Source organism: Streptomyces sp. NPDC059255 (assembly GCF_042752355.1).
GTDB lineage: Bacteria > Actinomycetota > Actinomycetes > Streptomycetales > Streptomycetaceae > Streptomyces.
In genome coordinates this window covers 1-12,429 of record NZ_JBHYZP010000038.1, presented here as the reverse complement: position 1 = coordinate 12,429, position 12,429 = coordinate 1, and the positions used below count along the sequence as shown (strand labels likewise).

At 70.6% G+C, this 12,429-nt stretch carries 12 protein-coding genes; 3 read left to right on the top strand and 9 right to left on the bottom strand.

Going from position 1 to position 12,429, the window contains the following annotated elements; genetic code table 11:
• Window positions 1–61: 61 nt before the first annotated feature.
• From ruvX to rpsD, 5 genes are all read right to left on the bottom strand, one after another.
• Window positions 62–535 (bottom strand): Holliday junction resolvase RuvX, encoded by a 474-nt coding sequence (gene ruvX / locus ACFXKG_RS33130; RefSeq protein WP_384846872.1) that lies wholly within the window; start codon window positions 533–535, stop codon window positions 62–64.
• Between the two features lie 14 nt (window positions 536–549).
• Window positions 550–3,219, bottom strand: a complete 2,670-nt coding sequence (alaS, locus tag ACFXKG_RS33125; RefSeq protein WP_384846870.1) for an alanine--tRNA ligase — start codon at window positions 3,217–3,219, stop codon at window positions 550–552.
• Complete coding sequence (locus ACFXKG_RS33120) at window positions 3,219–3,554, bottom strand: DUF6167 family protein (protein WP_384846868.1); 336 nt, start codon at window positions 3,552–3,554, stop codon at window positions 3,219–3,221. Before ACFXKG_RS33120 ends, alaS begins: the two co-directional genes overlap by 1 nt.
• Before the next feature lie 8 nt (window positions 3,555–3,562).
• Window positions 3,563–4,009: a DUF948 domain-containing protein gene (locus tag ACFXKG_RS33115; protein WP_384846866.1), complete on the bottom strand. Its 447-nt coding sequence runs from the start codon at window positions 4,007–4,009 to the stop codon at window positions 3,563–3,565.
• Window positions 4,010–4,253: 244 nt separating this feature from the next.
• Window positions 4,254–4,868, bottom strand: coding sequence for a 30S ribosomal protein S4 (gene rpsD / locus ACFXKG_RS33110; RefSeq protein ID WP_114622954.1), 615 nt, complete (start codon window positions 4,866–4,868; stop codon window positions 4,254–4,256).
• A gap of 185 nt (window positions 4,869–5,053) precedes the next feature.
• Here rpsD and ACFXKG_RS33105 point away from each other — a divergent pair, with 185 nt between their 5' ends.
• Window positions 5,054–5,749 (top strand): DUF2470 domain-containing protein, encoded by a 696-nt coding sequence (locus ACFXKG_RS33105; RefSeq protein ID WP_384846864.1) that lies wholly within the window; start codon window positions 5,054–5,056, stop codon window positions 5,747–5,749.
• 72 nt (window positions 5,750–5,821) lie between these two features.
• Here the strand turns inward: ACFXKG_RS33105 and ACFXKG_RS33100 are convergent, their stop codons facing one another.
• The 4 genes from ACFXKG_RS33100 to ACFXKG_RS33085 all read right to left on the bottom strand — a co-directional run bounded on the left by ACFXKG_RS33100 (window position 5,822) and on the right by ACFXKG_RS33085 (window position 10,002).
• Complete coding sequence (locus ACFXKG_RS33100) at window positions 5,822–7,177, bottom strand: replication-associated recombination protein A (RefSeq protein ID WP_384846862.1); 1,356 nt, start codon at window positions 7,175–7,177, stop codon at window positions 5,822–5,824.
• Window positions 7,178–7,220: 43 nt separating this feature from the next.
• Window positions 7,221–7,856 (bottom strand): vitamin K epoxide reductase family protein, encoded by a 636-nt coding sequence (locus ACFXKG_RS33095; RefSeq protein ID WP_384846860.1) that lies wholly within the window; start codon window positions 7,854–7,856, stop codon window positions 7,221–7,223.
• Window positions 7,857–8,012: 156 nt separating this feature from the next.
• Window positions 8,013–9,275, bottom strand: coding sequence for a histidine--tRNA ligase (gene hisS / locus ACFXKG_RS33090; RefSeq protein ID WP_384846858.1), 1,263 nt, complete (start codon window positions 9,273–9,275; stop codon window positions 8,013–8,015).
• Between the two features lie 13 nt (window positions 9,276–9,288).
• The gene (locus ACFXKG_RS33085) at window positions 9,289–10,002 is read right to left on the bottom strand and encodes an MBL fold metallo-hydrolase (protein WP_384846856.1); all 714 of its coding nucleotides are present in this window, start codon (window positions 10,000–10,002) and stop codon (window positions 9,289–9,291) included.
• Window positions 10,003–10,204: 202 nt separating this feature from the next.
• Between ACFXKG_RS33085 and ACFXKG_RS33080 the strand changes: the two genes are divergently transcribed.
• Window positions 10,205–10,993 carry a peptidylprolyl isomerase gene (locus ACFXKG_RS33080; RefSeq protein ID WP_384846854.1) on the top strand — a complete coding sequence of 263 codons (789 nt, stop codon included), beginning with the start codon at window positions 10,205–10,207 and terminating at the stop codon, window positions 10,991–10,993.
• 149 nt (window positions 10,994–11,142) lie between these two features.
• Entirely contained in the window at window positions 11,143–12,372 is a 1,230-nt protein-coding gene (locus tag ACFXKG_RS33075) for a DUF349 domain-containing protein (RefSeq protein WP_384846852.1), read from the top strand.
• The last annotated feature ends 57 nt before the right edge of the window (window positions 12,373–12,429 follow it).

Here is a 12,429-nt window from a genome sequence, read left to right as displayed (position 1 = left end):
CTTTGCTGTGCGGTGGCTGTTCGAACACCGCCGCATCGCGCGGAACGTTACCGTACCGCGATCAGATGACCACTTCGACGCTCTCGCCGGGAGGATTACCTGATACCCGTTCGGCCTCCAGCGCGCTCTGGAGGATGACAACTGCCGCCACTTGGTCGATAACGGACCGACCTTTCTTGGACTTAACGCCCGAAGCGCGCAGCCCTTGACTGGCCGTCACTGTACTCATCCGCTCATCGACCAGTCGTACCGGCACGGGTGTGACACCCCGCGCCAGCTCCTGGGCGAACACCCGCACCTTCGCGGCGGCCGGCCCCTCTCCCCCGTTGAGGGAGCGGGGCAGCCCGACCAGCACTTCGACGGGTTCGTATTCCTCGACGATCTGCCGCAGCCGCCGGTGGGCGGCCGGGACATCGCGTCCCGGCACGGTCTCCACCGGTGTGGCGAGGATCCCGTCGGGGTCGCACGAGGCGACCCCGATCCGGGCGTCCCCGACGTCGATCGCGAGCCGGCGTCCTCTGCGCATACCGCTCATGCGGTGCCCGCCCCTCAGGCGGTCTCGGCGACGAGGCGCTCGACGGCGGCGACCGCGTCCCCGATGGCCGCCGGGTTCTGGCCACCGCCCTGGGCGACGTCCGGCTTGCCGCCGCCTCCGCCGCCGAGGGTCTTGGCGGCGGTACGCACCAGGTCACCGGCCTTGAGTCCGCGCTCGCGGGCGGCCTCGTTGGTGGCGATGACCGTCAGCGGTCGGCCGCCGGCCGTGGTGAACAGCGCCACGACCACCGGCCGGTCGCCACGGATGCGACCGCGCACGTCGAGGACGAGCTTCCGCAGGTCGTCGGCCGAGGTGCCGTCCGGGACCTGCCCGGTGACCAGCGCCGTGCCCCGTACGTCCTTGGCGGAGTCGGCCAGTCCGGCGGCGGCGGCGAGCACCTTCTCCGCGCGGAACTTCTCGATCTCCTTCTCGGCGTCCTTGAGCTTGCCGAGCATCCCGGCGATCTTCTCGGGGAGTTCCTCGGAGCGGCCCTTGACCAGCTCCTGGAGCTGGGCGACGACGCTGTGCTCCCTGGCCAGGAAGTTGTACGCGTCCACCCCGACCAGGGCCTCGATACGCCGCACCCCGGAGCCGATCGACGACTCGCCGAGCAGCTTCACCAGGCCGAGCTGGGCGGTGTTGTGGACGTGCGTGCCGCCGCACAGCTCCTTGGAGAAGTCCCCGATGGTGACGACCCGGACCCGCTCGCCGTACTTCTCGCCGAACTCGGCGATGGCGCCCTGCTTCTTGGCCTCGTCGATCGACATGACCTCGGCCTGGACGTCCAGCTCCCGGGCGAGCACCTCGTTGATCTTCTGCTCGACGTCGAGGAGCACCGTGCCCGGTACGGCGGCGGGCGAGCCGAAGTCGAAGCGGAAGCGGCCCGGGGAGTTCTCCGAACCGGCCTGGGCGGCCGTCGGGCCGAGGGCGTCGCGCAGCGCCTGGTGGGTGAGGTGGGTGGCGCTGTGGGCCCTGGCGATGGCCCGGCGGCGGTTCAGATCGATGGCGGCGTACGCGGAGGCGCCCACCGTCACCTCGCCGACCTGCACCGTTCCCTTGTGCACGGAGACACCGGGGACCGGCTGCTGGACGTCGCGGATCTGGACGACGGCGCCGCTGTCGAGCCGGATCCGGCCCTGGTCGGCGAGCTGGCCGCCGCCCTCGGCGTAGAAGGGCGTGCGGTCGAGGACGATCTCGACGTCGTCGCCCTCGGTGGCGGCGGGCGAGGGCACCCCGTCGACGAGCAGGCCGACCACGGTCGACTCGCCCTCGGTGGCGGTGTAGCCGGTGAACTCGGTGGCGCCGCCGGCGTCCGCGACCGAGCGGTAGGCGGAGAGGTCGGCGTGGCCGGACTTCTTGGCCTTGGCGTCGGCCTTGGCCCGCTCCCGCTGCTCCTTCATGAGCCGCCGGAAGCCCTCCTCGTCCACGGAGAGGCCCTGTTCCGAGGCCATCTCCAAGGTGAGGTCGATGGGGAAGCCCCAGGTGTCGTGGAGCAGGAACGCCTTGTCGCCGGAGAGCACCTGGCCACCGGCGGCCTTGGTCTCGGTGACGGCCGTGTCGAGGATGTTCGTGCCGCCCTTGAGGGCCTTGAGGAAGGCGGCCTCCTCGGCGAGGGCGACGGTCTCGATGCGCTTGCGGTCGGTCTCCAGCTCCGGGTACTGCTCGCCCATGGTCCTGATGACCACGTCGACCAGGGCGGCGACGACCGGCTCCGTGGCGCCGAGAAGGCGCATGTTGCGGATGGCGCGGCGCATGATGCGGCGCAGGACGTAGCCGCGCCCCTCGTTGCCCGGGGTGACGCCGTCGCCGATGAGCATCGTGGACGTACGGATGTGGTCGGCGACCACGCGCAGCGAGACGTCCGAGCCGTGCTCGGCGCCGTAGCGCACGCCGGTCAGCTCGGTGGCCTTGTCCATGACGACCCGGAGCGTGTCCGTCTCGTACATGTTCTGTACGCCCTGGAGGATCATGGCGAGACGTTCGAGGCCGAGACCGGTGTCGATGTTCTTGGAGGGCAGCTCACCGAGGATCGGGAAGTCCTCCTTGCCCTCGCCGGCGCCGCGCTCGTACTGCATGAAGACCAGGTTCCAGATCTCCACGTACCGCTCGTCGTTGACGGCGGGGCCGCCCTCGACGCCGAACTCGGGGCCCCGGTCGTAGTTGATCTCCGAGCAGGGGCCGCAGGGGCCCGGCACGCCCATGGACCAGTAGTTGGGGCCCATACCCAGTCGCTGGATGCGCTCGGTGGGGACGCCGACGACATCGCGCCAGATGCGCTCGGCCTCGTCGTCCTGTTCGTACACCGTGATCCAGAGCTTCTCCGGCTCCAGCCCGTAGCCGCCGTCCGCCAGGGAGCTGGTCAGCAGCTCCCAGGCGTACTTGATGGCGCCTTCCTTGAAGTAGTCGCCGAAGGAGAAGTTGCCGCACATCTGGAAGAACGTGCCGTGCCGGGTGGTCTTGCCGACCTCTTCGATGTCCGGGGTACGGACGCACTTCTGCACGCTGGTGGCCCGGTCGTACGGAGGCTTGACCTCGCCGAGGAAGTACGGCTTGAAGGGCACCATGCCCGCCGGGACCAGCAGCAGAGTCGGGTCGTCCGCGATGAGCGACGCCGAAGGGACGACGGTGTGACCGCGCTCCTCGAAGAAGCTCAGCCAGCGGCGACGAATTTCAGCCGACTCCATCAGTGGTCCTCATTCCGGTTGTGCGGGTTGTAGGAGTGCGTGGTCGTGGTTCCGAGGGGGCGGTCGATCGCGGCGAGCCTGCGTGGGGCGGGCAACGCGTGGTCCGCCGGTGCGTCCAGGCCCAGTGCCTCACCGAGCTCGGCCTCGCGCCGCACCATTCCGGAGCGTACGTCGACGGCGAACTCCCTGACCTTGTGCCCGGCGTCGATCGCCTTGTTCGCAGCCTGGGCGGCGAGGCTCTCCGGGGTGAGCTGCTTGAGCTTGCGGTTGACCTTGGCGGTGGCCCAGACGCCGGCTGCGGCGCCCGCGGTGAACCAGAACGTACGGCGGAACATCGCTGCGGTCAGCCCTTCTTCTTCCTGAGCCGGGCGGCGGGGAGCGTACGGCCGACGACGACCGTACGGCGGGTGGCCCGCTCCGTGGGCTCGCTCCCGGCGGCGGGCGCGCCCCGGCGTCCCATGGCCTGGCGTACGCCGTAGCCGAACGCCGCGACCTTGACGAGGGGGCCGCCGAACGTCGAGGCGACCGTGGTGGAGAGTGCCGAGGCGTTCGAGGTGACTTCCTGGACGTCCGACGCGATCGCGTCGACCCGGTCGAGCTGGGTCTGCGCGGAACGGACCGTCTCGGAGGCGTCCGCGAGCAGAGGGACTGCCTGTTCGGTGATGTCCGCCACCAGCCGGGTGGTCGCCTTGAGCGTCTGGGCCAGCCTCACCAGCACCACGGCGAGGAAGGAGACCAGAATGGCCCAGAACACGGCCACCAGGATTCCGGCAACCTCTCCACCGGTCACGCCGCACCGCTCCCTGATCGTCGAAGGCCCCTGGCAGCGGGTCACTGACACGACAGAAGGTCACTGACACCTGACAGGCGACTGGAAAGTCGTCCTCCGACCTTATCGCGCCGACGCCCCCGCCCCGTACCGGATTAGAGCCTCGTCGGATGGTGGGAGGATCCACGCGAAAGCCCGCCGGCTCTCCCGTCCGCGAGGGCGGGGAGACGGCGGGCCGAAGCGTGGTGGAGCTACCGCGTCCGGGTCAGCGGGCGTAGTACTCGACGACGAGCTGCTCGTCGCAGATGACCGGGATCTCCTTGCGGTTCGGGTCGCGGTCCAGGCGGAACGCCAGCGCCTTCAGGTTGACCTGGAGGTAGCGCGGGGTCTCGCCGTCCGTGTCGTAGCCACCCTCGCGGGCGACCTGGAAGGGGACCTTGTCGCGGCTGCGCTCGCGGACCATCACGACGTCGTCGGGACGGACGCGGAACGACGGCTTGTCGACCTTGCCGCCGTTGACCTCGATGTGACCGTGCACGACCATCTGACGGGCCTGGTAGATGGTGCGGGCGATGCCCGACCGCAGGACGAGCGCGTCGAGACGGCGCTCCAGCTCGACGACCAGGGCCTCGCCCGTCTTGCCGCCGGCCTTCTTGGCGCGGTCGTAGGCGCGGGCCATCTGGCGCTCGCTGATGTCGTACTGGGCGCGCAGGCGCTGCTTCTCCAGCAGACGGACCTTGTAGTCACTGTTCTGCTTGCGTCCACGACCGTGCTCACCCGGCGGGTAAGGACGGGCCTCGAAGTACTTGACGGCCTTGGGCGTCAGGGCGATACCGAGCGCACGCGACTTCTTGACCTTGGGACGCGACTGGTTAGGCACGTTCTCCAGACCTCCGTTGTAGGTTAGGTTAGGCTCACCTTACTAAAGGAGATCGCATGTCTCGCCCTGGGAACACCACGCGCATCACGGACATCACAGACAAGCTCGGCGCGCAGAGCGACGAATCGACGGAGGTCCGATCAGCTCATGGTCAGCCGCGTCCCAGCGGGCTTGAAATCGATCGGATGCCGTCAGCAGCCGAACGCACACGAACTCTCGTACAGGGTACATGCTCGGCGGTGCTGTTCATCCCCGGTCTGCACGGGGCCAGGCCCTCCTACCAGCTCATGCCCGACGTACGGTCCGTGGGCCCGGACGGCGAGGTGTTCCTCGTCTTCCCGTCGGACTCCCCCGCGGTACGGGCCGCCACCCACGCGCAGGACGACGAACTCCACGCGGTGCTGGAGCTCACCGACGTCGCGCCCGTCTCCGTGCCCCACCGTATCCGCGGCCGGGCCTGGCTCTCCGGCTGGCTCACCCGCGAACCCGGCCTGGCGGACGCCGGCCGGATGACGCTGCGCCTGGAGATCGGCGAGGCGTGCGTGGACGACCTGTGGGGCGCCGAGTCCGTGGAGCCCGAGGACTTCGTGGCGGCCACCCCCGATCCGCTGGTGGAGCACGAGGCGGAGCTGCTGCAGCACCTCCACTCCGCGCACGGCGCCGAGGTACGGTCGCTGCGCGCGCTGCTCGGCGAGCGGACCGCGTCCGCCTCGGCCGCCGGGACCGCGGCCGTACCGGTGGGGCTCGACCGCTTCGGGCTGCGCGTGCGCTTCACCGGCGTCCGGTGCTTCGACGCCCGCTTCGACTTCCCCGAGCCGGTGCGGAACGTCAACGAGCTGCGCTACGCGATGCACACACTCTTCGACGCGGCCGCCCGCTGACCCGCCGCCCCGTGCGACCGGGCACCGCGGCCGTACGCGGTCCGGCACCGCTGTCGCCGTACGCCGGGGGACTCAGCCGCCGTCGCCGCGCAGCCGCTCGCGCACCTTGTCGACCACGTCCGCGTAGCGCGCTTCCGCGCCGTACCGCGTGGGCTCGTAGTAGCGCCTGCCGCGCACCGGCTCCGGCGCGTACTGCTGGGCCGCGATACCGCCCGGGACGTCGTGCGGATAGATGTAACCCTGGGCATGGCCGAGCTTGGCCGCGCCCTTGTAGTGGCCGTCGCGCAGATGCGCCGGGACCTGGCCCGTCAGCCCCTTCTTCACGTCCTCCAGGGCCGCCGAGATCGCGGTCGTGGCGGCATTGGACTTGGGCGCGAGCGCCAGCGCGATGGTGGCGTGGCTGAGGGTGAGGGCGGCCTCCGGGAAGCCGATCATGGCCACGGCCTGGGCGGCGGCGACCGCGATGGGCAGCGCCGTCGGATCGGCGAGACCGATGTCCTCGCTCGCCGAGATCATCAGCCGTCTGGCGATGAACCGGGGATCCTCCCCCGCGTCGATCATCCGGGCCAGATAGTGCAGCGCGGCGTCCACGTCGGAGCCGCGGATCGACTTGATGAGCGCGCTCGCCACGTCATAGTGCTGGTCGCCGTCCCGGTCGTACATCACCGCCGCGCGGTCGACGGTCTCCTCCACGGTCTGGAGGGTGATCTCCTTCTCGCTCTTGGCGAGCGCCGCGCCGGCCGCCGCCTCCAGCGCGGTCAGCGCCCGCCGGGCGTCGCCGCCCGCCACCCGCAGCAGATGCGCCTCCGCGTCCTCGGGCAGGGTGACGGCGCCCCCGAGACCACGCTCCTCGGTGAGCGCCCGCCGCAGCAGGGCGCGCAGGTCCTCGTCCGTGAGCGGCTCCAGCGTGAGCAGCAGGGAGCGGGAGAGCAGGGGGGAGATCACCGAGAAGTACGGGTTCTCCGTGGTGGCGGCGATCAGCGTCACCCAGCGGTTCTCCACGGCGGGCAGCAGGGAGTCCTGCTGGGCCTTGCTGAAGCGGTGGATCTCGTCGAGGAAGAGGACCGTTTCCTTGCCGAAGCCGCCGGAGGCGCGCCGCGCCCCGTCGATGACGGCGCGGACCTCCTTGACGCCCGCGGTGATGGCGGACAGCTCGACGAAGCGCTTGTTGGTCGCCTTGGAGACGACGTAGGCGAGGGTCGTCTTCCCGGTGCCGGGCGGGCCCCAGAGGATCACCGACGAGGGGCCCGCGGGGCCGCCGCCGCCCTCGCCCACCAGCCGGCGCAGCGGGGATCCCGGCTTCAGCAGATGCCTCTGGCCGACGACCTCGTCGACGACACGGGGGCGCATCCGGACCGCCAGGGGGCTGGCGGACGGGTCCTTCTCCTGGCGGTCTTCGGCGGCTGCGGTAAAGAGATCGGGCTCCACGGGTGAAGCCTATGCCAGCCCACTGACACAGCCGTCAGCGCTGTCAGCTCGTCCAGAAGTCCCACCAGCGGGTCAGGATCAGCATCCCGATGATCCCGATGTGCAGCGCCGGCGGCACCCAGGTGAACTCGTCGAGGAAGCCGCGCAGCCAGCCGGGCGCCGGCAGCACCCGGTGGCGGATGTTGTGGGCGGTGACGTACCAGAACATCAGGATCGTGGCGACCCAGGCGAGACAGCACCACAGGCAGAGCGAGTTGATGTTGTACAGCGACTGGTACTGCAGCCACGTGCAGAATCCGACGCCGAAGAGCGTCCCCGCGTTCAGCCCCAGCCAGAACCAGCCGCGGTAGCGGGCCCCTGCGAGCAGGCCCATGCCGATGGCGATGACCACGGAGTACGCGGCGAGCCCGAGCATCGGGTTGGGGAAGCCGAAGACCGACGCCTGGGCGCTCTTCATGATGTTGCCGCAGGACACCACCGGGTTCAGGCTGCACCCCGGCGTGAAATTGGGGTCCTCCAGCAGCTTGAACTTGTCGATCGTGATCACCCACGCGGCCAGCAGCCCCGCCGCGCCCGTGACGACCAGAAGCAGCGCGAACACACGGCCGCCGCCGACCGCGCCGGAGATCTTCCCGTCCTCCCGGTCGGAGGAGACGTCGTCAACCGCAGCACTCGTCATATCGCCGTTCCATCGGTCAGGGGCCTGGGGCCTGTACGCGCAGGCTCATTCTGCCGTACAGGCTCCTACGACCGGCGTCCGCGGGGGATAAAGGCGCTTCAGGAGGGGCCGGGGCTCGGCTTCCCGGGGCCGGGGCTCGGCTTCAGCGGCCAGACCTCAGCCGAGCCGCCGGGCCACCTCGGCCACCAGGGTGTCGAGCGCGACCGCCGTCTGCTCGCCGCTCTCCATGTCCTTGAGCTGGACCACGCCCTCCGCGAGGTCCCGCTCCCCCGCGACGAGCGTGTAGCGCGCGCCGGAGCGGTTGGCCGACTTCATCGCGCCCTTGAGACCACGGCCGCCGAACGCGAAGTCCGTCGCGATCCCCGCCGCGCGCAACTCCGTGACGACGCCGAACAGCCGCCGCCGCGCCTCCTCGCCGAGCGGGATCGCGTACACGCTGGTGGCCGGCGGGATGTCCAGTTCGATGGACTCGGCCTCCAGGGCCAGGACCGTACGGTCCACGCCCAGCGCCCAGCCGACCGAGGGGAGCGCGGGGCCGCCGAGCATCTCGGAGAGCCCGTCGTAGCGGCCGCCGCCGCCCACCGCGGACTGCGCGCCGAGGCCGTCGTGGACGAACTCGAAGGTGGTGCGGGTGTAGTAGTCCAGGCCGCGGACGAGCTTCTCGTCGTCCTCGAAGGCGACGCCCTGGACGGTCAGCAGCTCCCGTACCTCTTCGTGGTACGCCTTGCAGGCGTCGCACAGGTAGTCGCGCAGCATCGGCGCCCCGGCCAGCTGCTCCTGGACGTCGGCGCGCTTGTCGTCGAGGACGCGCAGCGGGTTGATCTCGATGCGGCGGCGGGTCTCCTCGTCCAGGTCGAGGCCGCGCAGGAAGCCCTGAAGCGCCTCGCGGTAGACGGGACGGCACTCCTTGTCGCCCAGCGAGTTGAGGAGGATGCGGAAGTTCCGCAGGCCCAGCGAGCGGTACGCCTGGTCGGCCAGGACGATCAGCTCGGCGTCGAGCGCCGGGTCCTCGACGCCGATCGCCTCGGCGCCGACCTGCGAGAAGTGGCGGTAGCGGCCCTTCTGCGGGCGCTCGTAGCGGTAGTACGAGCCGGAGTACCAGAGCTTGACGGGCAGATTGCCGGCCTTGTGGAGGTTGGCCTCCAGCGCGGCGCGCAGCACGGAGGCGGTGCCCTCGGGGCGCAGTGCGAGCTTGTCGCCGCCCTTGGTCTCGAAGGCGTACATCTCCTTGGAGACGATGTCGGTGGACTCGCCGACACCGCGGGCGAACAGCTCGACGTTCTCGAATCCGGGCGTCTCGACATAGCCGTAGCCGGAGTTCCTCAGCGGCGCGGCGATCGCCTCGCGTACGGCGAGGAAGGTCGCCGAGACGGGCGGGATCAGGTCGTAGGTGCCCTTGGGTGCCTGGAAAGTGCTCATGGAGATCGGTGTTTCACATTCCTCGTCGCGGAGCGGCGTGCGTGCCGTCTCCCTGGCCGGTGGCCGCGTCCCGGAGATACGGGTTGGTGGCGCGCTCCCGGCCGATGGTCGTCTGGGGGCCGTGGCCGGACAGCACCACGGTCGAGTCGTCGAGCGGCAGGCACACGCGGCCCAGCGAGGCCAGGATCTCGGCGTGGTCACCGCCGGGCAGGTCGGTGCGTCCGATGGAGCCGGCGAAGAGCAGATCGCCCGAGAAGAGGACCGGCGGGATGTCCGCGGCCTCGGGCATCGCGAAGGTCACCGACCCCTTCGTATGGCCGGGGGCGTGCGCGACGGTGAACTCCAGGCCCGCCAGCGCGAGCCCGGCGCCGTCGGTCAGCTCCCGCAGGTCGTCCGGCTCGCCGACCGTCAGCTCGCCCATGAGCGGCATCCCGATCGACCGGCCGAGGGCCTTCTCCGGGTCGCTCATCATGAAGCGGTCGGCGGGGTGGATCCACGCCGGTACGTCATGGGCGCCGCACACCGGGACGACGGAGGCGACATGGTCGATGTGTCCGTGGGTGAGGATGACGGCGACGGGCTTGAGGCGGTGCTTCCTGACCGTTTCCTCGACCCCTTGGGCGGCCTGGTGGCCCGGGTCGATGATCACGCACTCCTCACCCGCGGCGGGGGCGACCAGGTAGCAATTGGTCCCCCAGGCTCCGGCGGGGAACCCGGCAATGAGCACGATCGTCCTTATATGTCGTCCGGGCGCGTGGTCCGGCGGAGTATGCGGCAGTTCGGAGAGGATACCGGCGCTCCTCATTCCACAGCCAACCCATATACCGTACGCATCTGGTGCCCCTCCCGGAAAGGTTTGCCCGGTCGTGGCACTGGTCAGGCCGGATGGGACCGAACAGGATCACACACAGACACGAGGAGTGGACCCGGTGGTCAAGAGCGATCAGCGGCGGCGGCAGCTCGCCAGGGAGAAGTTCGAGCGGCAGCAGCAGCGGCGGGTTGAGGCCCGGCAGAAGGCGAAGCGGCGTAACGCGATCATCGCCTCCGTGCTGGCCGTGGTGGTGCTCGCGGGAGGCGCGGCGTACTTCTCCGTCGGCCTGAGCGACGGCGACAAGACGGCGAAGGACGACGCCGCGGCCGAGGCGAGCCCGTCGGCGGAGCCCTCGGAGAGCGCCGAGCCCGAGCCGAAGATGGCCATCGACCAGAACGCGAAGTACACGCTGGACCTCAGGACGAGCCAGGGCGACATCGCGATCGCCATGGACGCGAAGAAGACCCCGCACACGGTGAACTCCTTCAAGGCGCTCGCCGACAAGGGGTACTTCGACAAGACGAAGTGCCACCGGCTGACCACCGAGGGGATCTTCGTGCTCCAGTGCGGCGACCCGAAGGGTGACGGGACCGGCGGCCCCGGCTACACGATCGAGGACGAGAACCTGACGGCTCTCGGCAAGGCCGGCGCGGACGGCAGCGTGACGTACCCGGCGGGCACGGTGGCCATGGCCAACACCGGCCAGCCGGGCACCGGCGGCAGCCAGTTCTTCCTGGTCTACAAGGACACCAAACTGCCGCCCAGCTACACCCCGTTCGGCACCATGGACGACGCCGGACTGAAGGCCGTGGAGGCCGTGGGGAAGGCCGGGGTCGACGGCGGGGCGAGCGACGGCGCGCCCAAGAAGGCCGTCACCGTGGAGAAGGTCACGGTCGACACGGCGTGACCCTGTGAATTTCGGCCGCGCTGAGTGCGGACAGCCGGGCGGCCGGTCGCCTAGATTGGCGTTGTGCAGGGCGGGCGCGGCCCGCCCCAGGAACTGTGGATGATGCCCGGGGGCCAATCCCCTCGCGGGCATCAGGTGGAGGAGGCGCTGTGAGCAGCGACCCGTGGGGCCGTGTCGACGAGACGGGCACCGTGTACGTGCGTACGGCCGAGGGCGAGCAGGTGGTCGGATCGTGGCAGGCCGGCTCTCCGGAGGAGGCTCTGGCCTATTTCGAGCGCAAGTACGAGGGCCTGGTGGTCGAGATCGGCCTCCTGGAAAAGCGCGTGAAGACCACCGACCTGTCCGCGAAGGACGCGACGACGGCCATCGACCATCTGCGCGGTCAGGTGGACGAGCACCACGCCGTCGGCGATCTCGCCGCGCTGCGGACGCGGCTCGACGCGCTGGTCGCCACGGTCGAGGCGCGCCGCGAGGAGCGCAAGGTGCAGCGGGCCAAGCAGACCGACGAGGCGCGCCACGCCAAGGAGGCACTGGTCGCCGAGGCGGAGGAGCTCGCGCAGAGCGACCAGTGGCGGTCGGCCGGTGAGCGGCTGCGGGCGCTCGTGGACACCTGGAAGGGCCTGCCCCGGCTGGACCGGAAGTCCGACGACGAGCTGTGGCACCGCTTCTCGCACGCGCGCTCGGCGTTCTCCAAGCGGCGCAAGGCGCACTTCGCGGCGCTCGACGCGCAGCGCGAGGAGGCCCGTAAGGCCAAGGAGAAGCTGGTTGCCGAGGCGGAGTCGCTCTCCGGCTCCACCGACTGGGGCGGTACGGCGGCGCGCTACCGCGAGCTGATGACCGACTGGAAGGCGGCGGGCCGCGCGCAGCGCGACGCCGAGGACGACCTGTGGAACCGCTTCCGCGGCGCTCAGGACGTCTTCTTCGCGGCGCGCGGCGAGGTCTTCGCGGAGCGCGACGCCGAGCAGTCGGAGAATCTGAAGCTCAAGGAGGAGCTGGCGGTCGAGGCCGAGCGGCTGGTGCCGGTCACGGACCTCAAGGCGGCCCGGGCCGCCTTCCGCGCGCTGAACGAGCGCTGGGAGGCCGTCGGCCACGTACCGCGTGACGCCAGGCCCAAGGTCGAGGCCCGGATGCACGCGGTGGAGCGGGCGCTCCAGGAGTCCGAGGAGAACGAGTGGCGCCGGACGAACCCGGAGGCCCGTGCGCGGGCCGCGGGTCTGACGGGCCAGCTCCAGGGGGCCGTGGACAAGCTGCGCGCGCAGATCGACACGGCGCGCGCGGCGGGCAACAACGCGAAGGCCGACAAGCTGGCCCGGGAGCTGGAGGGCCGGCAGGCGCTGCTGGACCAGGCGCTCAAGGGCCTCCAGGAGTTCGGCGGCTGAGCCAAGGCCGGAACGGCTGGATCAACGCGTACGGAGGGCGGCCCGGCAGTGGATTCC